General features: G+C 44.2%; 22 protein-coding genes and 2 pseudogenes. 3 read left to right on the top strand and 21 right to left on the bottom strand.

All coding sequences use genetic code 11. The annotated features are described in order from the left end of the window. Positions 1-343 precede the first annotated feature (343 nt). The 6 genes from FU659_RS28660 to FU659_RS28635 form a co-directional block, all read right to left on the bottom strand. Positions 344-1,072 (bottom strand): nucleoside phosphorylase, encoded by a 729-nt coding sequence (locus FU659_RS28660; protein WP_147950700.1) that lies wholly within the window; start codon positions 1,070-1,072, stop codon positions 344-346. 2 nt (positions 1,073-1,074) lie between these two features. Then, entirely contained in the window at positions 1,075-1,752 is a 678-nt protein-coding gene (locus FU659_RS28655) for a sulfite oxidase-like oxidoreductase (protein ID WP_147950699.1), read from the bottom strand. Positions 1,753-1,785: 33 nt separating this feature from the next. Further along, entirely contained in the window at positions 1,786-2,709 is a 924-nt protein-coding gene (locus tag FU659_RS28650; RefSeq protein WP_147950698.1) for an ABC transporter permease, read from the bottom strand. Further along, positions 2,693-3,760 carry an ABC transporter permease gene (locus FU659_RS28645; RefSeq protein ID WP_147950697.1) on the bottom strand — a complete coding sequence of 356 codons (1,068 nt, stop codon included), beginning with the start codon at positions 3,758-3,760 and terminating at the stop codon, positions 2,693-2,695. Before FU659_RS28645 ends, FU659_RS28650 begins: the two co-directional genes overlap by 17 nt. Then, complete coding sequence (locus tag FU659_RS28640; protein WP_147950696.1) at positions 3,753-5,252, bottom strand: ABC transporter ATP-binding protein; 1,500 nt, start codon at positions 5,250-5,252, stop codon at positions 3,753-3,755. The genes FU659_RS28645 and FU659_RS28640 overlap by 8 nt, the downstream gene beginning before the upstream one ends. Before the next feature lie 90 nt (positions 5,253-5,342). After that, positions 5,343-6,395 (bottom strand): BMP family lipoprotein, encoded by a 1,053-nt coding sequence (locus FU659_RS28635; protein WP_147950695.1) that lies wholly within the window; start codon positions 6,393-6,395, stop codon positions 5,343-5,345. Between the two features lie 249 nt (positions 6,396-6,644). Here FU659_RS28635 and FU659_RS28630 point away from each other — a divergent pair, with 249 nt between their 5' ends. Next, entirely contained in the window at positions 6,645-8,006 is a 1,362-nt protein-coding gene (locus FU659_RS28630) for an S-layer homology domain-containing protein (protein ID WP_147950694.1), read from the top strand. 225 nt (positions 8,007-8,231) lie between these two features. On the opposite strand, the gene FU659_RS28625 is transcribed toward FU659_RS28630, so the two are convergent. Next, positions 8,232-8,504 (bottom strand): late competence development ComFB family protein, encoded by a 273-nt coding sequence (locus FU659_RS28625; protein ID WP_147950693.1) that lies wholly within the window; start codon positions 8,502-8,504, stop codon positions 8,232-8,234. A 196-nt stretch (positions 8,505-8,700) separates the two neighbouring features. Between FU659_RS28625 and FU659_RS28620 the strand changes: the two genes are divergently transcribed. Then, entirely contained in the window at positions 8,701-9,225 is a 525-nt protein-coding gene (locus tag FU659_RS28620) for a metal-dependent hydrolase (protein WP_147950692.1), read from the top strand. Here the strand turns inward: FU659_RS28620 and FU659_RS28615 are convergent. From FU659_RS28615 to FU659_RS28565, 11 genes and pseudogenes are all read right to left on the bottom strand, one after another. Continuing rightward, positions 9,222-9,410 carry a hypothetical protein gene (locus FU659_RS28615; RefSeq protein ID WP_147950691.1) on the bottom strand — a complete coding sequence of 63 codons (189 nt, stop codon included), beginning with the start codon at positions 9,408-9,410 and terminating at the stop codon, positions 9,222-9,224. The genes FU659_RS28620 and FU659_RS28615 overlap by 4 nt on opposite strands. Before the next feature lie 187 nt (positions 9,411-9,597). Next, positions 9,598-10,800, bottom strand: a complete 1,203-nt coding sequence (locus FU659_RS28610) for a GTP-binding protein (RefSeq protein WP_147950690.1) — start codon at positions 10,798-10,800, stop codon at positions 9,598-9,600. A 27-nt stretch (positions 10,801-10,827) separates the two neighbouring features. Further along, positions 10,828-11,262 carry a Fur family transcriptional regulator gene (locus FU659_RS28605; protein WP_147950689.1) on the bottom strand — a complete coding sequence of 145 codons (435 nt, stop codon included), beginning with the start codon at positions 11,260-11,262 and terminating at the stop codon, positions 10,828-10,830. Positions 11,263-11,330: 68 nt separating this feature from the next. Then, the gene (locus FU659_RS28600; protein ID WP_147950688.1) at positions 11,331-12,161 is read right to left on the bottom strand and encodes an AAA family ATPase; all 831 of its coding nucleotides are present in this window, start codon (positions 12,159-12,161) and stop codon (positions 11,331-11,333) included. Beyond that, a complete protein-coding gene (locus tag FU659_RS28595; RefSeq protein ID WP_261808114.1) occupies positions 12,158-12,715 on the bottom strand; it encodes a hypothetical protein in 558 nt (185 codons plus the stop codon). The genes FU659_RS28600 and FU659_RS28595 overlap by 4 nt, the downstream gene beginning before the upstream one ends. Before the next feature lie 143 nt (positions 12,716-12,858). Next, positions 12,859-13,008, bottom strand: a complete 150-nt coding sequence (gene rpmG, locus FU659_RS28590; RefSeq protein WP_147950687.1) for a 50S ribosomal protein L33 — start codon at positions 13,006-13,008, stop codon at positions 12,859-12,861. A 34-nt stretch (positions 13,009-13,042) separates the two neighbouring features. Next, positions 13,043-14,263 carry a GTP-binding protein gene (locus tag FU659_RS28585; protein ID WP_147950686.1) on the bottom strand — a complete coding sequence of 407 codons (1,221 nt, stop codon included), beginning with the start codon at positions 14,261-14,263 and terminating at the stop codon, positions 13,043-13,045. Between the two features lie 128 nt (positions 14,264-14,391). Continuing rightward, positions 14,392-15,321 carry a metal ABC transporter substrate-binding protein gene (locus FU659_RS28580; RefSeq protein WP_147950685.1) on the bottom strand — a complete coding sequence of 310 codons (930 nt, stop codon included), beginning with the start codon at positions 15,319-15,321 and terminating at the stop codon, positions 14,392-14,394. After that, a pseudogene (locus FU659_RS28575) lies at positions 15,318-16,237 on the bottom strand (metal ABC transporter permease). The gene FU659_RS28580 and the pseudogene FU659_RS28575 overlap by 4 nt, the downstream one beginning before the upstream one ends. After that, positions 16,183-16,890 carry a metal ABC transporter ATP-binding protein gene (locus FU659_RS28570; protein WP_147950684.1) on the bottom strand — a complete coding sequence of 236 codons (708 nt, stop codon included), beginning with the start codon at positions 16,888-16,890 and terminating at the stop codon, positions 16,183-16,185. Before FU659_RS28570 ends, FU659_RS28575 begins: the two are co-directional and overlap by 55 nt. Positions 16,891-17,118: 228 nt before the next feature. Then, positions 17,119-17,544, bottom strand: coding sequence for a Fur family transcriptional regulator (locus FU659_RS28565; RefSeq protein WP_147950683.1), 426 nt, complete (start codon positions 17,542-17,544; stop codon positions 17,119-17,121). 298 nt (positions 17,545-17,842) lie between these two features. On the opposite strand from FU659_RS28565, the gene FU659_RS28560 reads away from it, so the two are divergent. Beyond that, positions 17,843-18,076 (top strand): DUF3892 domain-containing protein, encoded by a 234-nt coding sequence (locus tag FU659_RS28560; RefSeq protein ID WP_147950682.1) that lies wholly within the window; start codon positions 17,843-17,845, stop codon positions 18,074-18,076. 30 nt (positions 18,077-18,106) lie between these two features. On the opposite strand, the gene FU659_RS28555 is transcribed toward FU659_RS28560, so the two are convergent. The 3 genes and pseudogenes from FU659_RS28555 to murI all read right to left on the bottom strand — a co-directional run bounded on the left by FU659_RS28555 (position 18,107) and on the right by murI (position 21,586). Beyond that, a complete protein-coding gene (locus FU659_RS28555; RefSeq protein WP_147950701.1) occupies positions 18,107-18,868 on the bottom strand; it encodes an SDR family NAD(P)-dependent oxidoreductase in 762 nt (253 codons plus the stop codon). 18 nt (positions 18,869-18,886) lie between these two features. Next, on the bottom strand, positions 18,887-20,629 hold the full coding sequence (locus tag FU659_RS28550) for a sensor histidine kinase (protein WP_147950681.1): 1,743 nt from the start codon (positions 20,627-20,629) through the stop codon (positions 18,887-18,889). 184 nt (positions 20,630-20,813) lie between these two features. Next, positions 20,814-21,586 (bottom strand): annotated as a pseudogene (gene murI / locus FU659_RS28545) (glutamate racemase). Between the last annotated feature and the right edge of the window lie 46 nt (positions 21,587-21,632).

The following is a 21,632-nucleotide window of genomic DNA, read 5'->3' as shown; positions in this document are numbered from 1 at the left end:
GAGTGAGTAAATACCTCTTTTTATGAATATTTCGGCTGTTTTTGACTGATTTCAAATTAGGCGATTGGCTAATGATATCCACAATTAATCGACAGCCTCAAAATCAGTGTTACAGCTCCACCTAACGACCGTTCCTCCCTTTTCCTTTGCTGTAAGCATGCTTTTCGTGCTTACAGCGGCACTTACGAGCCGCTCCACTTCTGTAACGCTGAAAATCAGTGTTACAACTGTCAGCCTTATCTAAGCATACCGCTTTGCGCAGCCGTTACCTGCTTGTACATTATCGCGCACAAAAAGCCCCTCAACCAGTGTATGGTCGAGGGGCTAAACTTCATATTCAAACCTACTTGGCTTGGTGCAGTTTGACGATCGCGCGTATTGCAGCCTGAATTTCTCGCTCGACTGCGCTTGATACAACATCCGTATGCGGATTGTATACTTCTCTTAGATCAGCATCGGCATAGCCGTCTAAAGCGACAATAGCTCCAGCGCTGACGCCGCGCAGCGTAGCAATCACATACAGCGCTGCTATTTCCATTTCAACCGCTATGGCTCCCGCTTGTTTATATTTACGATGCGGGAATTCCTCAACGCCTTGGAAAAAAGCGTCCAAGGTAACAGTAATCCCTTGTTTCACAAGCCCTTCTGTTTCACTGGCCGCCTCATATAGAGCGCGGGCAACGTTCAAATCAGCAACAGCTGGAAATCCAAGCGGAACTAACTGTCGGGTTAGACCTTCTTCACGAACCGCCGCGGTGCTTACTACGAGGCTTCCTGGAGGAACCTCTGCTGAGTAAGAACCTGCTGTCCCCACACGAATCAATGTCTTAACTCCGCCTTTAATTAATTCTTCAAAACACACAGCCGCTCCAGGAGCACCTACGCCATGGCTAACCACGGTAATCGGCACTCCTTCGGATTCTCCAACGAACGTTCGATATTCCCGGCTAAATGAAAGCTCGCGAGCATGATCCAATTTGCGCGAAATCGCTTCAGCTCTGAATGGATCTCCGCATACGATAGCATAAGGGGTAAGTTCTTCTGAGTTTACTTGTAAAATAGGCAGCAGCATCTTTAATCAAACTCCTTTCTGACCCACTCGTCTTCCGGTATCGGGATTTCTTCCCCAGAGAAACGCTGTTCCTCAAAGGGGTCAGCTACATTATGAAAGCCATTGCGCTCCCAGAATCCTTCCCGATCTTCCGTCATGAATTCAATCCCTCGAATCCACTTTGCGCTTTTCCAAAAATAAAGATGAGGAATGACCAGACGAAGCGGCCAACCATGCTTCTTATTCAGCATTTCCCCGTTGAATTTCGTCGCTAGCAAAATATTATCGAACATAAGATCTGCTAGAGGCACGTTCGTTTCGTAATCGTTGTCGGCATGAAGCATGACGAACTTGCCTTTAGGTTTGATATTTAAATGCTGAAGAAAATCTCGAAACAAGACGCCTTCCCAGACGGTATCCAGCTTGGACCATCGGGTTACACAGTGAATATCGCAAACGATCTGCTTTTGCGGTAAGGCCATTAGCTGTTCATAGCTAAAGGACTGCTCCTCTTCCACTTCACCAAACACCCGCAAAGACCATTCGGCCATCTCATATTCAGGTACTTCCCCTTCGTGTAAAATAGGGAACCGGTCTGTGACAACTTGACCTGGCGGAACCCGGTCCGCAAGCTCGGGCGCAACGATAGCAGCAGGAATTTTCATCTGTTTTAGGCGATCAGCCTTGCTGACTGTTTTCATCTGTTATCCTCCTCTAGCATGATCTTCAATGACTTAACGCGAGCTGCCATTCGCCTTTTGGGCATCAGCCAAATAGCTGCTTTTTCGGAAGAAAAGCATAGCAAGCAGTGTGACCACGTAAGGCAGCATTTGTGTGAAATGGGTCGGCAGCGAGAAGCCCTGCAAACGGATACTGAACGCATCCATTAATCCGAACAGCAAGCTGGAAGCCATCACACCCAGCGGATTAGCTTGGCCTAGCATCGTAGCAACAAGAGCGATAAATCCCCTTCCGGCCGTCATTCCCTCCGTGAACATCGTTACTTGTCCAAGAGATAGCTGCGCACCGGCAAGTCCGCACAACGCACCGCAAATGAGCACAGCCAAATATTGCATCCGATTCACCTTAATTCCGATACTTTTGGCCGCAACCGGATTTTCCCCCACAGCGAGCAAGCGGAAGCCTAGAACGGACTTAAATAAAAAATACTGAAGACCAAAGACAAGCAGGAAAGCCAAATAAATTAATGGAGAATGGCCGGATACAATCCCCCCAATAACAGGAATATCCTGAATGAATGGAATGTTCCATTTCGGAAGACCGACCATATTTTTGTCATAAAAAGCGCCTTTGACATGAAAGATCGCTTTTAAGCAAAAAGCGGTCAAGCCTAGCGCCAAAAAGTTAAACGAGATACCGACAACAATCACATTCGCTTGCAAATGTATACTAATATAAGCAAAAATCAATGAAAATAACAAGGTAACCGCAATGGCTATGAGTACGGCAACATAGACGTTACCTGTAAAGTAATTGCCGACGATAGCGGAGAATGCCCCGACTAACACAAAGCCCTCCAAACCTACGTTAAACAAACCGACTCTAGAACAGATTGCGCCGCCCAAGGCAGCAAGCAAAATAGGCGCCACCATCCGAATCATTGAATTAAATAAAGAAACATCAAGAAGATGCTGCATCGGCTTTCCCCCCTTTCCTGCGTTTCCAAATGGTATAGCTGAACTTCGCGGTTACGAACAAGATCAGCAGGGACTGAATGACACTGGAAATCTCTAATGGAATACTCGTGTTTCGTTCAACCCCCATACCACCGGTTTGCAGTGCTGCGAGAAGAATAGCTGCTAAGGCTGTGCCTAACGGGTGAGCTCCGGAAAGTAGCGTAGCCATAATACCTGACCAGGCAAAACCTGGATTGGATATCATGCCGTCCGTATAACGATACTGCATCCCCAGAACTTCAACGGCTCCGGCCAATCCCGCAAAGCCGCCACTGGCAAACATGCTCGCCAGCATCACTTTCCCTCTATTTACGCCGCCATAACCGGCGAATAAGGGGTTGTGACCCAGCATGCGGATTTCATACCCTGCAACCGTGTATTTAATAAATACATAGAGAAGCACCGCCAAGCCAATCGCAATAATAAAGCCCGCGTGGATACTCATTCCTTGGAAAAGCTTCGGCAGCCACACACTTTTATCAACCATCATCGTTTGAGCAAGCGCGGCAGAGCCTGTCTTATCCTTAAGCGGATAAGCGACTAAATAACCAGCGAATAAAGCGGCAATATAATTAAGCAGCAGCGTCGTAATAATCAAATTCATCCGAAACCGTACATCCAGCCAGCCAGCAAAAGCCGACCAGACACCTCCGGCAACGATACCGCCGATAATCGCCATCACTAGCTTTAAAATCGCAGGTCCCGGCAAATAAAGAGCAATAAGTGCGCTTGATAATGCGCCCAGAATCATTTGACCTTCCGAACCCATATTAAAAAAGCCGGACCTAAAAGCAATCGAAACGCCTAGCCCAACCAAAATAAGCGGTGTGGCTCTCGTCAACGTGTTTGTGAAGAAATAAAAATTACCGAAAGCGCCTTTCCACATTTGCGCATACGTATCAGATATGGAACCCCCGATTAAGGCGATCGCTATAGCGCCGCCCAGTAATCCAATGGCTATAGCCAGCAGCGGTTGAATCCATGTGCTTAGTTGCCATTTCCCTTTAAGCATGGGAATCCCCTCCTGCCATCCATAAACTAATTTGCTCTTCTGTTGCGTCCTTGGCCGATAATTCACCGGCTATTTTTCCTTCGTACATCACAAGAATACGATCTGATAGCTTCAAAATTTCTGTTAACTCGGAGGATACAAGCAAAATGGCGCCTTGCTCATCGCGTTTTTTTAGTAATTGATCATGGATAAGTTCCATTGCACCGATGTCCACACCGCGTGTAGGTTCAGCAGCAATCAGGAGCGGTTGATTCTGAGCAATTTCTCTGGCGACAATTAGCTTCTGAAGATTTCCGCCTGAAAGAAATTTCACCTGCGTATCCTGGGAACCGGCCTTGATCTGGAACTGTTGGATAAACCCATCCACCATCTTTCGCAGTGCTTTACCTTGCAGAAAGCCAAAACGGCAATGCGTTTCTTGGTGTCCCATGGTTCCGTTATCAAGCACGGTACCTTCTTTGGCAGCTCCCCATTGGTATCGGTCTTCAGGAATATGGGAGAGCCCACCCTTTCTGATTTCCCTTACCGTACGACCTGTGATGTCTTTGCCGTTTAATCGAATCTGTCCTTGATCAATTCGTTGCAGTCCGGTAATACTTTGAATAAGTTCGGATTGTCCATTTCCGGAAATCCCGGCAATTCCTACGATTTCACCTGCCATCACTTGGAGACTGACACGGTCCAATAGCGGCTTACCTTTATCCCCTTGAATCGATATCTCTTTGACTTCCAAAATGGTTTCACCCAAAGAAGCCATGGTTTTGGTGGACTGCGCCAGTTCTCGCCCAACCATTAGCTTCGATAGCTCTTCAACGTTCGTTTCAGCTGCATTCAGCGTGCCTGTGATTCGTCCGTCTCGCAGAACCGTAACGCGATCCGCAACTTCCATGACTTCATGAAGCTTATGTGTAATGATAATGAAGCTTTTTCCTTGGCTCGCCAAGCTCTTCATGATGACCAACAGTTCCCTAGCTTCCAGCGGTGTCAGAACTCCGGTAGGCTCGTCCAGGATAATAATATCTGCGCCTTGATACAATACTTTTAAGATCTCTACGCGCTGCTGCAGACCAAGTGGACAATCTGCTACTTTACGATGAGGATCGATCGGTAATCGATATTTGGCACACAACTCTTGAACTTGAAGAGCTGCTTTATTGCGATCGAACTTCACACCGGCTCTTGGCTCATTGCCAATCACAATATTTTCAGCCACAGTAAAAGAAGGAAACAGCATGAAATGTTGATGGACCATACCAATGCGATTCCGAATCGCATCCGTAGGATTCGCGAATACAACTTCTTGATCATGCAAACGGATGCTGCCAGCCGTTGGCTGCTCCATACCGTACAAGATGCGCATAAGTGTTGTTTTACCGGCCCCATTTTCTCCGACTAATGCATGAATCTCACCTTGACGCAGCGTAAAATCAACGTTTGAGTTCGCTGTTAAATTGCCATATGTTTTCGTAATTTGACGCATTTGAAGCAGCATAACGGTTTTCGCTCCTCTACCTAGACATGAGGAAACTGCTTACGTCTCCGTAAACAGTTCCAGGGTCACAATATGCGATTATCGTACTTATTATTTAACTGGATTCTCTACCTTTACTTTACCAGATACGATATCATCGCGTATAGCTTTTACTTTCGTTATAACATCTTGTCCGATAAATGGACTCAATGTGGATTTGCTTTCTTTCGTTACGAACGTAACACCTACACCGTCTTCTTTCAAGCCATAATCGACAGAACCGAATTTAAATGTGCCATTCACAAAATCTTTCACCGTTTGATAGGCGACAGCGTCCGTTCCTTTCAATTGAGAAAGCACGATATGCTCGGGATCTGTAACTGTGCGATCAATATCTTGTCCTGATGTAAAGAAGCCCTTTTCCTTTGCCGCCTCGAACACGCCCAGATCACCTACAGCAGATGCTCCCGCAATAAAGTCTGCTCCTTGAGCAAATTGGGTTAAAGCAAGTTCTTTCGCTTTCGCAGGATCTGTGAAGCTTCCAACGTAGTTAACGATGAATTTCGCATTCGGGTTCGTCGCTTTGAGACCTTCTTGGAAACCAACCGTGTATTTCTTGATTAACGGGATATCAACTGCTGCAACCATACCTACGATGTTTTTCTTTGTTGCCAGACCGGCAGCAGCGCCTAACAGATAGGAAGCTTCATGCTCACGGAACACGACACTGCGCACATTCGGCAAATCAACAACGGTATCGATAATCGCAAAAGATTTCTTCGGATTTTCAGCAGCAACTTTCTTAAGCGCATCTTCAGATTCAAACGAACTTGTTATAATAAGATCATAGTTATCTGCAACAGCCGCACGTAAATTTTGTTCAATAGCACTAGCGTCTGTGGACTCAACTGTTTTTACAACGACACCAAACTCTTTGCCAGCCTTCTTAACGCCTTCATCCTCTTGGGCAAAGAATGGATTCACACCGATTTTTTCGGGTGTAATGAGAATTACTTTTTTATCGGATTTCGCCGTTGGCGCCTTAGAAGCTTCGACTGTCGGTGAACCCGCTGGTGGGTTTGAAGATGCTGTATCCGTCTTAGCCGTAGCGCAACCTGTCATCAACACGGTAACCGCAAAAATAGAAATTAAAGCTTTTTTCATCTGAATTTCTCCCCTATTAGCTATGTATTTGTTTACTCTATAACTCCTCCACATATCCTACTAAATACCTCGGGTATAGTCAAAGGCAATATTTCCCTATTAGACCGAATTCACAAATTTATTTTACCTATGTTTAAAATGAACAAAAATGCAGCGAATTAAATTGACACATCGGCTCGAAATTGATATATTGCAATAAATCTTACTATTCCTATATGATTTTATAACTACTCGGAGGTGTTTGGCTCTATGAAAGTTTTACATTCCTTAAAGTCTGTACGTACGATTGCTTTGTCCGCTGTTCTATTATCCAGCCTGACGGTTACTGCGTTAAGCCCTGCTGCTTTTGCTGCTGAAACAAAAGGATCTGAATTAGCTAACCAGCAATTCTTGAAGGACCAATATAACATTAACTTGTCCAATTCCCTGACCAAGGGTTCTTTCGTTAACGCAATTAACCGTATTTTCAACTATGAGGCCAAAGATCAAGAAAACAAGTTCACTGATTTACAAAAAGACAGCCCTTATTACAAAGCAGCTCAGGCTCTTTATGAAAATGGTATTCTTACAAATGGAACCCTGCAAGGCGATGCTCCCCTTACCGAACTGCAAGCTACTTTTCTTGCCCTGAAAGCGGCCGGACTGAAAGAACTGGCCTATACATATCCTACCGACAAAATTAAATCATCACTAGCCAAGCTGCATATCTCCTACAATGCAGACCAACTTAGTTTCCAAGCCGCGCAGGAGCTGGCTGCCGCTATTGATACAGGCCTTATCCCTACTGAATGGTATGCCAATTTCAAAGCAGATGCACCTGCAGACAGCCTTTTTGCCAATGAACTGTTGGGTAAAATCCTTTCATTCCAAGGTCTGAACAAAAATTACATAGGTACAACAAATGAAGATGATATTTTCGCTAAAATTAATCAAGCTTGGAAAACGGAAGACCTCATCACAGCAAGCGACCTGCGCGCCGTGTTTGATGAAGCTTTGAAGAAAAACCTAGTCACAGGCTATAACCTGAAAGATGCCCGTTTCAATGCTAATTTCGATCAAAAATTATCTCTCACTTACGGACATTCCGATATTAAGCATGCCCTTCAGCTTATTGGTCTCTTGCGCAGCGAAGGCATTCAAGCCAAAGTTCAGCTGGAACCGAAAACTTCTGCTTTCATTTATTTGAAAGAATGGGGAGAGCCTACTCAAACTGACGATTACCAAGTCGTTCAGATCGACAACGGTAATTTCATCGCGTATGCGAAGGAATATGACATCGAATTCGAATTTGACAACGCGCAGCAGAAGGATAAATTCCAAAAGGTCATTTTCCAATATGCGAAGAAAGATAGCAAGGATCAACAAGGACTTATTTATTCCTCTTGGTGGCAACCTCTCTATTATTCATTAACAGAGCTGAAGGATTACAAGACCATTTCGAATAACAAAATCTCCAAAGGGCATTATTACGCACAGTCCTTTTCTCTAAATAATAAATCTGCCGAAGTCATAGAGGGCATCAAGAAAATTAACCCTAGTCTTTCCGTAGATTCCTACAAGTTCTGGGTTGATGAGCCTTTCTACAATTATTTGTTAGGTGATTTTAAATAAGGAGTAATTAAGACAGGAAGCTCTCAACACGTTGAAAACCGAACCCGACGCCAAAAGCACGTTCGGAGTTGGATAAAACGCTCAGAAGCTAACCATCTCCCCGTATCATTAAACAGGAAAACCTCAGGCAGCCGAGACTTTCTCGACGCCTGGAGATTCTCCATTCAAATAGGAAAAGGGAGAGACCCCGTGTCTCCCCCTTTTCCTATTGAAGTAAGTGCTCTATCATTCTTCTCGATGATTCTGATTATGCTCAACTATTAAAGCAGCTTGTATTAGTTCTTTCATGACATCCGATTGTATCTGCTGATTCATATACAAGCTTTTAACATATAGCTGTCCTTTTTCACTGGAGGTGTATTTCGGAGGTATATGGTTTAAAACCAGAGCAAGAATATCCTCTTTACAACGATCGCATGTACATTTGCGCTCATAGTTTTTTTCAAATTCTTCAAATAAATTCATGACAATCGATTCCATTGCATTAAAAACCATCATGGCAGCAAGCTCCTCCTCGTATGTTTCCCTCCACTAATTATATCGCATATTTAGAAAATGACAAAAATTATGGAAGAGACGATCCAATTTCATAGGATAAAGATGGGCTTTGCCAGCAATAACCCCCTCAATTTCCGATCCCGTTTCGAATCGTATACAGTTATCCATCAATCTTATAGGGGCAGGCGTTTGTATCGTGCTACAAAAAACACACAGTATTGCCGGATTTATTTCCGCGGAGATCGTACTCATGTATCAAGATGTCAGCTTCTTCTCTTTGGACACAGCCGGGGCCCTTCTGCTTGGCTGCTTAGCGGGCACGTTAGCTGACGTAGACAAACCCGGGTCGACAATGGCTAAAGTCCTCTTCCCACTATCTGCGCTGCTTCAGCTGCTAAAAGTTAAGCATCGCACGCTTACTCACTCCATACTTTTTATGCTTTTGCTAAGCATGTTTGTAATGCCCTTATCCAATCTATATTTCTGGGTCTTCATGCTTGCCTATGCTTCTCATCCTCTTATTGATTTGCTCAATGATCGAGGTGTCCAACTGTTCTGGCCAGTACCCATCAGAATTCGTCTTCTTCCCAAAGTGTTAGCTATCGACACAGGATCGATAGGCGAAACAGCCTTCCGTTGGCTGCTGCTTGCGATTAGCTTGCTCTTACTTTTAGGCACTCACCTAATCTCCCCGCTTCTACACATCCCGGGATGGAATTAAGGCAGCCTCACGATATAATCGCCGTTGGCATTGAGCAAACCGAATTTCCACATCTTTGCCCGGTTCTGCAGCACGACAATAGGCTCGCTCAGCGCCAAGGACCGATTGGACGCATCCTGTAATTCAGAATGCCGCAGAAGATCTCTTGGCCCTTCCAGTTGATTTGGAACCGAAACAACCAACACCGTTTCAGAAACTCGGTGTTCGTGACATGTTTAATCGTTCCCGCCACATAGATCGGTCTCTGATGATTTTGCTGTATAGCCATCATATTCAAAATGAGATTAGAAACAACATTTTGTGGATATGAAAAAACGGAGCTGTTCCCAGATCATCTAACGATGATAGGAATAGCTCCGTTTTCGAAGTTCATTAGCCATAAAACTCAGGAAGTGGATCTTTAAATGTTCGCCAATTACTGTTCATCTCTTCAGACGTTAATAACGTTTCATCCAAAGTTCGTATGATCTCTGAACGGTCCATCTCTATGCCGATGAATACCAGCTTCGTAACCCGATCTCCCCATACATCATCCCAATCCAGCGATTTCGGAAAATCGCTGCCAAAATGCATCGTACGCTCTTCTTCCGACATCGAGGCTACCCATAAGCCAGCAGGAGACAATTGACGCGAAACGCCAGCTTGACTGAATGAAATCGCCATCTGATTCCGACTTGCCAGCCAGACTAACCCTTTGGAACGAACGATGGACTTCGGCCATTTGGCCATCCATTTGAGAAAACGATCCGGGTGAAAGGGGATCTTACGCGTATACACGAAGGAGGCTATCCCATATTCTTCTGTCTCCGGCGTATGTGTTTCTTTTTGCAATTCCTGAATCCAGCCAGCAGATTGACTTGCTTCCTCGAAATTAAATAGATGCGTATTGAGGATCGCTTTAGGATCTACTTTCCCATGTGAAGTGCGAATGATATTGGCCCTCGGCTGCAGCCCTTTCAACGCAAATTCAAGTTTCACCAGTTCCTCTTCACTTACCATATCGCACTTGTTAATGATGAGAACATCACAAAACTCGACTTGCTCGGTTAGAAGACTGACCACATTCCTCGTATCATCCTCGCTAGCGTCTTGACCACGATCCCTGAAGCTTTCACGCGTGTTATAATCCTGCCAGAAGTGAAAGGCGTCCACTACGGTGACCATCGTGTCTAGGCGAGTGAGCTTGGATAAATCAATTTGCTTCTCTTCATCCACATAGGTGAACGTTTGGGCCACTGGCAGAGGCTCCCCAACGCCCGTAGATTCGATTAAAATGTAGTCAAAGCGTTTCTCTAAGGCCAGGCGTTCAATTTCTTGCAGCAAGTCATCACGCAGCGTACAGCAAATGCAGCCATTCGACATTTCAACCAACTTCTCCTCGGTTCGGCTGAGACCTCCGCCATCGCGAATCAAATCCGCGTCAACGTTCACTTCGCTCAAATCGTTCACAATCACAGCAACCTTCAAGCCTTCGCGATTGTTCAATATATGATTTAAAAGTGTTGTCTTGCCAGCACCCAAATAGCCACTTAATACCGTCACCGGAATTCTCTCTTCTAACGATTGAATACTCATTTATGCAACACCTTTCTAGGTTGGATCTTAATGGTTCAACGTATTGCAGTCCACACAGTAGCCATACACATCAAGTTTGTAGCTAACAGGTTGAAAACTCTTGGTAGGCATAGGAAGACCAAGTTCTTCCGGCTGTACATCCACCGGTATGGTGCGTTCACAATCCATACAGATTAGATAATACATCGGTTTTTCTCGATTGATGACCCGAAAACGCACTTCATCAGCCAGTACAAAGGATTCGATAATGAGCAGCTCTTTAAACAGCTTAATATTCTGGTAAACGGTACCATAGCTAAGACCGTTAAATTCTTTCTCCATCTCCTGATAAATGTCCACGGCGGATAAGGGACGCGCGGAATTCAACAACAGACATATCATAGCTTTGCGCTGTTCAGTAAGCCGCATGCCTCGGTCTGACAATTTCTTTAACTGTTCTGCGAGTTGATGATTGACTGTCATTCATTGCGCTCTCCTTCCACCCATATCGAGATTACCGGAAAATAACGGTCCATCGTTTACCAGTCAGATTAAGCATACAGTGCTTCCGCCTCGCGCCGTGACGATCTAGGATTGTATGCGGTATGTCCATCCACAATTTTGTCATAGCTCATAACACTGTCTTCTATAATCATTTTACGTTTAGCCTTCAAAATAATTTGCTCAATATCAGCGAAACTGCAGCCTTCCAGAAACTCCGTTGCCTGTTCGATGAGCGCTTGATCATCTGTTGAATCCCCAATTAATTTGGCTAAAAATAAACCCAACTCTGCTTTTCCTGGCAGCCCATAGGTCATCCGAGTATCGAACCTCCGCCAAACGGCATGGTCCAATTCCTCCTCCAAATTCGTTGCGGCTATAAACGTGCTATCGCCTTGAAACTCATCCAGACATTGCAGAAGTGTGTTGACAACGCGCGCCATCTCCTTCACTTCATCGATGGAATCTCGCGCTCGCGCTATCGCGTCGAACTCATCCAGGAAAAGCACGCATGGCGCCAGTTTGGCGTATTCGAATATTTTCCGAATATTAGATCCCGTTTCCCCCAAATGGCTATGAATAATCGCGTCCAAACGTACGACGATAAGCGGCAGTTCCAGGCGATGGGCAAGATAAAAGGCTGTTAACGTCTTCCCCGTTCCTGGAGGGCCGAACATGACGATTTTATTCGGAACTGACACATCCGCTTCTTCAAATTTTTCTCTCATGTTCTGAATGGTAATAAACTCTTCCACAATGAGGCGATTATTTTCTTGAAGGACGATATGCTTTATTTTTTTCAGACATTCATTTGGCGTATACACCGTTGCGGTTTCTATCCCTTTGGATTTCGGCAAACGGATATTTCTGCGGTTCGTCATTGCTGTACGTGCTCCTCGCTTTGTTCATTTATGGCCTCCCTTTGCTCCGCCTCAAAGCTATCAGCGCAATGCTGCAGCAGCAGGCAAAAGGAACGATTATGGCCTATGTAAAAGGATGAAAGATCGTAACGGTTCCGTTCAGGTTCAAACGTGACCAATAAACGATGTCTCATGCGCTTCATGGTCAGTTGGACGAATTGCTCTGTGCGTTCTGTCGCTAAGAGCGTTATATAGGCATAAAGTGAATGGTCTTCAGGTTCATCAAGCAGACTCACGCCGGCACAGGAATATTCTGTAGGTATTAGCTTCCGACGAAGGATCGATAACGCAGTATACAATTCAGCATCAACGTGAAACTGCTCAAGCAGCTTCGTTTTCTTTGGATGCTTGCGCTGCTTCACTTTGGCAGTCCAAGCGACTAGCTCCTGTTCTCGCCGCTTCCAATGAGCTTCAGGATGATGACTCTGTATAATCTCGCTTTCCACGTGGCGTTCCTGCTTGTCATCTGCTTCAACCTCCTGCTCGATGATCGGAATAAACAGAAAGCCGGACACAATAGCCCGGACTTTCTTAGTAGATACGAAAGTATAAGTTTTATACTTTTGCTTCGCATCTACCTTGACAAACGGGTCGTCCTAGAAGGACGACGGAGTCGTTTATTCTTAGTTGCTTCTAGCAACCCTTCAGTAACAAACCATTAACGCGTTTCGCGATGAAGCGTTACACGCTTCAATCGTGGACAATACTTTTTAAGCTCCAGACGGGAGGTTTGTGTTCTTTTGTTTTTGGTCGTTGTATAGTTTCTATCACCGGTTTCTGTACATGCCAATGTAATGATCACTCTCATGCGGTTCACCTCCTATTCCTAATCATACCCAATCTTACTGCGGTAGCGGACAGGCTTCTTCCAATTCCATGATCGAATTCGGAAGTTCATCTACGAAAGCATGCCAGTCGCCTTGCATTTCTGCTTCTGTTAACAAGCAGGCATCCAATGAGGCTATGAGCTCAGCTTGATCCATGCCCATTCCGATAAACACGACCTTGTTAATTCGATCGTCATAAGTGTCATCCCAATGCTTAATCTGGTCAGCATCTTCTTCAAGAACGGCTTCCCGCTCACCATCAGGCAGTGCAGATACCCAATATCCTGCTGGTCCGAACCGAATTGAAGGACCTGCTTGGCTGATGTTCTGGGCGAAATCATTCCGTGTTGCCAACCACATAATCCCTTTCGCTCTGACGATTTCAGCCGGCCACTCTTCCATCCAGCTCATCAGCCGTGAAGGTTCGAAGGGTCTGACTCGCTCATATACGAAAGAAGAAATGCCATATTCTTCGGTTTCTGGGGTATGTGTTTCTTTCTCCATCTCTTTCATCCAACCAGCGGAAGTGCTGGCTTCATCGAAATCAAACAGATGCGTATTCAGAATTTCCGCAGGTGTCACTTGACCATGAATCGAACGAATGAATTTGGCACGCGGCTGCAGGGAACGAAGAACGCCTTCAAGCTCATCCAAATCCTCCGCTTCGATCATGTCGCATTTATTTAAAATCAACACATCGCAGAACTCAATTTGATCGATAAGAAGGTCAACAACCTCACGGGTATCGTCTTCCCCAACCGCTTGACTGCGCTCAAGAAGTGTTTCGCCAGAGGAGTAGTCCGTCCAGAATCGGTAGGCGTCCACAACGGTGACCATACAATCCAATCGACAAAACTGGGATAAATCAATACCCTGCTCCTCATTCAGATAAGTGAACGTTTGGGCGACCGGCAGGGGCTCACCCACCCCTGTAGATTCAATTAAAATATAATCAAACTTATTTTCCTTGGCTAAACGTTCGACTTCCTTCAGGAGGTCATCGCGCAGCGTACAGCAGATGCAGCCATTCGACATTTCAACCAAGCTTTCATTGGTGCGGGAAATCCCATTTCCTTCACGAATTAATTCAGCATCAATATTCACTTCACTTAAATCATTCACTATAACAGCCACTTTCAAGCCATCTCGGTTGTTCAATACATGATTTAAAAGTGTTGTCTTGCCTGCTCCGAGATAACCACTCAATACGGTTACGGGTATTTTTTTGTTTGTCATCGTAACTGCCCTCCTATATTCGTAATATTTACGTATTAATGTCGAGAAAATAAGCAAACACAAGGCTTGCTTTCCGCAATTCCCCACAATGTAAATATTACTATTTAATATCGTAATTACGTGCGATTTTATTCGTTTAATGCTTTTTTCAGAGCTTCCAAATTGTTTGTCATGATGCCTAAGTAGTCCAATTTATTCTTTTTATCCTCATCGGTCAGACCTTCCAATGGATTAAGCACATCCGTTTTGGCACCGATTTCTTTGGCAATCGTGTTCGCAACTTTCGGATCAACCAACGTTTCAAAGAAAATGGTTTTCACTTTATTTTCTTTGGCAAATTTGATGATATCAGCCATCTTATCTGGGGCTGGCTCTTCTTCAGGGGAAAGTCCGGCAATTGGCACCTGTGTCAAACCGTAGTCTTTAGCCAAATAACCGAAAGCAGCATGCTGTGTGACGAACTCCTTGCGCTTCACATTTTTCAAACCTGCTTTAAAGGACTCGTCCAATGCTTTGAGCTTGACAATGTAAGCATCGGCATTTTTGCGATAATCATCTTTGTGATCAGGATCTGCTTGAGCTAATCCCGCTTGGATCGCTTCAACTTCTTTTTGTGCAAGGACAGGATCCAGCCAAACATGCGGGTCTAATACTTTTTCATTCTTGTTGGCTTGATCCCCTTCTTCAGGCAACCCTTCCATCAATTCGATCCCTTTACTAGCCTCAACCACGACGCGTTTATCATTTCCTGCACTCTTTAACGCTTTTTCTGCCCAACCTTCAACGATACCATTGTAGACGAAGAGCTTTGCTTCTTTTAATTTTTTCATGTCTTTGGCGCTAGGTTCCCAATCGTGCGGCTCCGCTCCTGGAGGAATCAACGCAATAACATCAGCATGATCACCCGCAACTTGTTTCGTGAATTCATACATGGGGTAAAACGTTGTGACGACATTCAGTTTGCCGTTGCTTGATGAAGTAACGGAACCACAACCTGATAAGATAACGGCTGACACAGCCGTAAGAGCAAGTGATTTGGCAATCCATGTTTGTTTCATTTTAAATCCTCCTGATAATTGAATGATGATACAACCGATTCTTTGGACATGCGCGGTATGCTGCTGTTAAAAGAAGCTGCCGCTTCAACCTTTTGTTGATTTCGAGCTTTACCGTATTTGACTAAAAGCTTTTTCAAACTCATACCTAAAACAAGAAAAAACAACAGTAAGAGTGCAATTGTGCCGCCGGGCGGCGTACTGACTGGTAAGAAGCCGTAAGTCCTGAAAATACGCCAAGCAGGCCAATCCCCATAGCCAGAAAAAGAGCCGAGGTAAAGCTAGGCGCGATGCGTATAGCCAGTGCCGCCGGAAGTACAATAAGTGCGGACACAAGCAGAACACCGACAATGGGCATCGCTGCTGAGACAATCATCCCTGTTAACACACTGAAGCTAAGAGAAATCCACTTGACAGGCAACCCATTCGTCTTCGCCGTATCTTCGTCGAAAGTGATTTGATAGAGCGGGCGTCTGAACACATAAAAGAAGATCCCCCCCACAAGCGATACGATCAGCATCAGCATAAGCTCCGTCTCATTCACAGCCACTACAGAGCCGAACAAGTAAGCGGAAAAGCCTTTGTTAATGCTTTGGTTGAGGCTCATAATGACCACAGCAGATGATAACCCGCCCACCATGATAATAGCGACCGAAATCTCACTATACGATTTGTAAGATCGCCTTACGTATTCAACGGCAATAGCTCCCAGCGTAGCGACAACAAAACCCATCAAGGTTGGATTGATATGTAAATAGGCGCCACCTGCAACCCCGGCCAATGAAACATGGGAGAGCATATCGGCCATCAGAGCTTGTCTGCGAAGCATGAGATACACGCCTAGGATTGAAGCGATAACAGCAATTAACCCACCGGCACAAAATGCCCGCTGCATGAAGTCGTAGTGCAGCATTTCCATCCTCCGTCCTCCTTTCGCTCCAACTCAATGATGCGATCCAAGTAAGGAGCAACTTCAGAAAGGCCATGTGTCACCATAACGACGGTTCGGCCATGCTCTTTCACTTGATGATGCATTAAATCATAGAAGCCAAACCGACTCTCATGATCCATCCCAGTGGTTGGCTCATCCAACACAAGCATATCAGGCTCTTGAGCCAGTGCGCGGGCAATGCATATTCGCTGCTTTTGTCCGCCTGAGAGCTCCCCTATTTTGCGCTCGCGCAGCTCCCACATGCCGACCTGACGAAGCGCTTTCTCCGTTTGCTGTTCATCTTCTTGGCGAAGCTTGCGAAACCAAGATCCGCTTGCATACCTGCCGGATCGAACAAACTCTAGGATCGTGCTGGGGAATCCGCTATTGAACGCCGAGATTTGTTGTGACACATAGCCTACTCGCAGCTTCTTGCCTTCCTTATTTGTGGAAGATAAGAAAATGTCTCCTTTCCAAGGAACGAGCAAACCCAAAAGCAATTTAAGCAAGGTTGATTTAGCCGCCCCATTCGGGCCTGTAACAGCAACAAACTCGCCCGATTGAATTTCTACACTTGCATCTTGGATACAGGGTACGTCATTGTAACCAAACTCCACCCCATTCATCGAGGCAACTAACATAATCTCAAATCCTTTCGAACTATATGTGTAAATTCCACAAATGCAATCATGTAATTATTACGAATATTAAACGTAAATATTACGAATCAGAAGAACCAAATCGTAATAATTACTTATTACAAGAAGAAATATATCTCTTTTTAGGACCGATGTCAACCTAAAAAGCAAATAAGCTGTCCAACTTGCAACAGCTTATTCGCTCTGATCCTCCATTTAGGTGCCTGTATATTAAGCTTGACATTCTTCACAAATGCCATAAACTTCAAAACGATGATTCGTAATTTTAAAATGACCCGGCAGCTGTAAAGAGGTTTCCATTGGACAATAATCAAATGTTAATGTCTTCTCACAATGTGTACAGATGAGATGATGGTGGTGGTGATGAAGGCATGTATTGCGAAATTTCAATCCGCCTTCCATAAAATAAAATTGTTCCAAAGCACCCATATCACTTAACAAGCGTAAATTCCGATAAACCGTATCGAAGCTGACGCTTGGATAGCTGACAGTCATCTGATCATAGACATATTTGGGTGATAAATAACCGTCAGACTTCGCAAAAATTTCTGCAAGCGTCCGTCTTTGCTCCGTTATTCTCCAACCATTCCTTGACATAATCGCGATCATTTCTTCAACAGTCGTTTTTTCTGACATGTGTCGTTTCCTTTCCGGTAAACAGTATATCCTTATAGTGAAGGTTCGCCATCCGTTAGTCAAGATTTATGCACTGTTTCTCAACAATTCAACGACACTACTTGACAAATTTTCTTTCCATCACTAAAAAAAGCATCCTCACTTCATTTAATGGATTGCCTGCCGTCTTTCAATTCTATGGTTCTGCTTCTATGAAGAAGCTAAGGGTTGTACTAGAGCGAATATGGCTCTTGTACAACCCTTTTCATGCATAAAATGTCCCATTTTTTCTAATCCTAAACAAAAGGAGGAATGACCTATGAATCAACCAATCGAACAAGTTGTTGCCGTAAGAAAAAATGGAGATGGTGATATTATTGAGCTGCAGCTATCGTCAGGTTTGGTTGTTGACTATAAAACCGCTCAAACGATGGTTGCCAATAATGAAATTGCCCACCTGAATTTATTTCGCGGCAGAGATCATGAGATGCACTTGAGATCAGACGCCGATGGCGACCCATCTAATAACTTAGACAATTTACCAACCTTTTAACTGACCTCAACGTCTGTGTAACCAACACTTCTATATCGCTGGCATCACGTTGCCGCCATTAACAGGAATGTATGCGCCTGTAATAAAGCTAGCAAAATCAGATGCCAAGAACGCGACAACATTGGCAATCTCCTGATCTGTCCCACGACGCTTCAGCGGAACTTGGCCATCGTATGCTTCCTGTATTTCGCTATGATTGTCACGATCCTTTTCACTGATCGTCCATCCTGGCGCTACCTGATTAACCGTTACTTGGGAGCTGCCGACTTCTTTTGCCAGCACGCGGTATAAGCCGTCCATGCCCCTTTTGCCGGCCACATATGCCGACTGGGTTGGGAAGTTCTGCATGGAACATTCCGTATTGATGCCGATGATTCGTCCTTTCTTGCGACTGACCATATCAGGAACGAATGTCTTCGCCAGATATACACTTTGCAGCACACAGGACTCAAATTGACTAATGTAATCTTCAATCGGTTGTTCAAGTACGGAGGTCCATTCGTACTGGACAACCGCATTTGCGACCACAATATCAACGGCTCCCGTAAGTGTGATCGCTCTTTCTTTCATAGCCGCGATCTCATCGGCTTTGGTTATGTCCGCTTGGACGATCATCGCGCGGCAGCCTAGTTTCTCAATTTCCAGCGCCAATTCAACCGCCTTAGCTTCATTGCGAATGTAATGAATAACAATATCAGCACCGCAGCGCGCGAGTGTAAGTGCCATGACACGCCCCAGTTGACCTGTTGCGCCGGTAATCAGCGCTGTTTGTCCTGCTAAGTGAATGTTCATCATATTCTCCTCTACCTCTTATTGCATGGGAATCGATAATTGGAATCGAATGCAGCCGTCCTCTGAGAACACCTCTATGGTTCCTTTATAATGTTCTATTCTTTCCTTAACAACGGACAAACCAAGCCCTTGATGCTCACCATCTGTTTTGGTGCTGTACCCGATATTAAACATCATCTCATAGTTTTGACTGAAATCCTCTTGTACGGGATTCATGACCGAGATAAAGAAAAACTTTGAATCCGACCAACCTTCTACCGTTACCTCACGCTCTGGAAGTGGAAATTTATTAACTTCATCGAACGCATTGTCAATTAAATTGCCAATAATCTTTACAATATCAACGGACTTGACCCCCAGAGATAAGCTGTCAAGACCTGTGAAGTGATAATGAAACGATATTTTCGTTCTCATAGCAAGCGCAATCTTTGCTTGGATTAACGCCGCGATGGCTGGGTGACCGATTCGAATGATATCGTTGACTTCATTAATCTCTTCGATCAGTTCTTTCATGTACCTCATCTGGTCTTCTTTCTTCCCTTTTGAAAGCAGTGCATACATTGTCTGTACATGATTCAGAAAGTCATGCCTCTGACTGCGAATGGTAGCAAACATAAGATCCACATTTTGAATGTACATTTCTTGTGTAGATTGGACAGCGGTTTCACGGCTTCTGGAGACATAGCGAAAAACTAAGTACATAAATAAACAACTAAATAATGTAAATAAAATGATAATAAGCAAAAGCTGAATAAGCTGTTTATTTAGTGTTTGTTGAATGTTTTCATAATTCGATACAATCGTAATCACATAAGGGACTTCACGCTGTACTTTGGATAACTGGGCTTTCACCGGTACGTACATAAACGTTTTCAAAATAGACTTGCCTTCCCACTTTTCAACGACACTGACAGGTTCTTTCGAATTCATGGCTTGCGTAACGTAGTCGATATCCTTCACATTTGCAATCTGATAGGTCCCAAATAAAACAGGCCGATCATACACAGAAATATAGGCTAGGCCATTGCTATCCTTATATTCAATTGGATTTGTGCCAAATGTAACGCCGTTCAATCCTGATATTTCCATAATATCAGGATTCGATGCGAGCGTTTTCTTAGCAATCGTGTCAGCACCTACAATTTGTTTAAACCTCTGAATCTTGTCAGCATTCACAAACACACAAATCAGATAATCCCTTGTCCCATCATTGTAATAGCCGAATTTGCTCACATCGCTAGAACCGGAAGCAGGTACCTCATAGATGCCTGACCAGAAATTAGTTAATTTCTGTCCTTCAGGAATCGTAACCTGGTGATCATCCAATAATTGGCTAAAGGCAGTAAACCAATAGCCGAATGCTTTGGTCGAAGCAATTTTTAATTCTTTAGGTTCAGATGACCTGAGCATCAGAATATCATCCCCGACTCGCTGCATCAGGGAAATCCCATCGATCCCGTACTGCTGAGCTAGGTGGACAAGCTGTTCATTCGTCACCTTATTTATGTCCGGGTCCAATTGACCTTTGGCAAATAAAGCAACTGATCGTAAGTTTTCGCCGATTAAATCCTCCACATAGAAGGAGCCTTCTTCTGACTGTTCTATGGAGGTGCGAATTTGATTAGCTGTTGATTCCATGCGTTCAGATAAATCATGCGTCAATAACGATTTCGTGTACCAGTAATAAGACGTATTGTTCGTAACCAGAAGCAAAATAACGATAATAAAAGTGATGTAAATAATTTTGGAATTGATTCTCATGGAGCTTTACACTTCCTGATACAAGTTGATATCTACTTTTTAACCAAGGGTTAAGGTTCCCAGTATCAAAACCCTCTTTCAGTAGTATAGTTGGATCAGAATGCGTTGTCTATCCATATCATTTAATGTCATCTCATGGCACAATTTGTTTTATTCTATTCACTCTTTTTACAATCATTCACAGTTAGCCTTTGCTCTTGATGATCTGCAATGCCAACTCCATCTTTTTCAAATAAGTTTGATCATCATTCGAGCAGAGAAACTTAACAGAAGAATTTCCCCTGCCCTGCAATTGATCTTTATTCGCCAATAACTGCTTTAAGCGATTTACCGTACCCACGCTGCCATCAACGATTTGGATATCACTAGGAAAAATTTCTTTTAACACTTTTCTATAAAATGGATAATGCGTACATCCAAGTACCACTGTCCCATAAGATTCGAGATCAAACGGCAAGAGCTTGGTCATAAAATAGTTATTGATTTCCGGTCCATCCATATGAAGCTGCTCACAATATTCGACTAATCCAGGTAGCGGCAATGAATCTACCATCCCAAATCATCTATCCGTGAAACTAGATCTTTGTACTTGGCTTGCTTCAGGGTTAGCGGAGTCGCTAGCACTAAAACTCTTTTTCCTGTCGATCGGTTCATCGCGAGCGCAGGTTTTACCGCAGGTTCCATACCGATAATAGGAATATCAAAGGTACTACGCAATTCGGAAATGGCGATACTTGTGGCTGTATTACATGCGATGACGAGAGCTTTGACCTCTTCTTTAATGATGCGGTCCACGGACTGTTTCACAAATCCAAGAACCTCTTCCTTCGATTTCGTTCCATAAGGCACATGCAGCGTATCCGCGAAATACACAAAATCCTCTTTGGGCAGTTGCTTCATGGCTTCACTTAGAACGGATATTCCACCTAGTCCCGAATCAAAAAAAGCTATTTTCATTGTGTTCACCCTGTTCATGACTTTTCATTTTCTATCCAATAAGTAA

The sequence above is a fragment of the Paenibacillus sp. N3.4 genome, assembly GCF_008017805.1.
In the GTDB taxonomy this organism is placed as follows: domain Bacteria; phylum Bacillota; class Bacilli; order Paenibacillales; family NBRC-103111; genus Paenibacillus_E.
This window is presented reverse-complemented; position numbering and strand designations above follow the sequence as displayed.

Coding starts and splice junctions, on each gene's coding strand:
- FU659_RS28660 (WP_147950700.1), bottom strand. CDS start 1,072: ATGCTGCTGCCTATTTTACAAGTAAACTCAGAAGAACTTACCCCTTAT.
- FU659_RS28655 (WP_147950699.1), bottom strand. CDS start 1,752: ATGAAAACAGTCAGCAAGGCTGATCGCCTAAAACAGATGAAAATTCCT.
- FU659_RS28650 (WP_147950698.1), bottom strand. CDS start 2,709: ATGCAGCATCTTCTTGATGTTTCTTTATTTAATTCAATGATTCGGATG.
- FU659_RS28645 (WP_147950697.1), bottom strand. CDS start 3,760: ATGCTTAAAGGGAAATGGCAACTAAGCACATGGATTCAACCGCTGCTG.
- FU659_RS28640 (WP_147950696.1), bottom strand. CDS start 5,252: ATGCTGCTTCAAATGCGTCAAATTACGAAAACATATGGCAATTTAACA.
- FU659_RS28635 (WP_147950695.1), bottom strand. CDS start 6,395: ATGAAAAAAGCTTTAATTTCTATTTTTGCGGTTACCGTGTTGATGACA.
- FU659_RS28630 (WP_147950694.1), top strand. CDS start 6,645: ATGAAAGTTTTACATTCCTTAAAGTCTGTACGTACGATTGCTTTGTCC.
- FU659_RS28625 (WP_147950693.1), bottom strand. CDS start 8,504: ATGATGGTTTTTAATGCAATGGAATCGATTGTCATGAATTTATTTGAA.
- FU659_RS28610 (WP_147950690.1), bottom strand. CDS start 10,800: ATGAGTATTCAATCGTTAGAAGAGAGAATTCCGGTGACGGTATTAAGT.
- FU659_RS28605 (WP_147950689.1), bottom strand. CDS start 11,262: ATGACAGTCAATCATCAACTCGCAGAACAGTTAAAGAAATTGTCAGAC.
- FU659_RS28600 (WP_147950688.1), bottom strand. CDS start 12,161: ATGACGAACCGCAGAAATATCCGTTTGCCGAAATCCAAAGGGATAGAA.
- rpmG (WP_147950687.1), bottom strand. CDS start 13,008: ATGAGAGTGATCATTACATTGGCATGTACAGAAACCGGTGATAGAAAC.
- FU659_RS28585 (WP_147950686.1), bottom strand. CDS start 14,263: ATGACAAACAAAAAAATACCCGTAACCGTATTGAGTGGTTATCTCGGA.
- FU659_RS28580 (WP_147950685.1), bottom strand. CDS start 15,321: ATGAAACAAACATGGATTGCCAAATCACTTGCTCTTACGGCTGTGTCA.
- FU659_RS28570 (WP_147950684.1), bottom strand. CDS start 16,890: ATGTTAGTTGCCTCGATGAATGGGGTGGAGTTTGGTTACAATGACGTA.
- FU659_RS28565 (WP_147950683.1), bottom strand. CDS start 17,544: ATGTCAGAAAAAACGACTGTTGAAGAAATGATCGCGATTATGTCAAGG.
- FU659_RS28560 (WP_147950682.1), top strand. CDS start 17,843: ATGAATCAACCAATCGAACAAGTTGTTGCCGTAAGAAAAAATGGAGAT.
- FU659_RS28555 (WP_147950701.1), bottom strand. CDS start 18,868: ATGAACATTCACTTAGCAGGACAAACAGCGCTGATTACCGGCGCAACA.
- FU659_RS28550 (WP_147950681.1), bottom strand. CDS start 20,629: ATGAGAATCAATTCCAAAATTATTTACATCACTTTTATTATCGTTATT.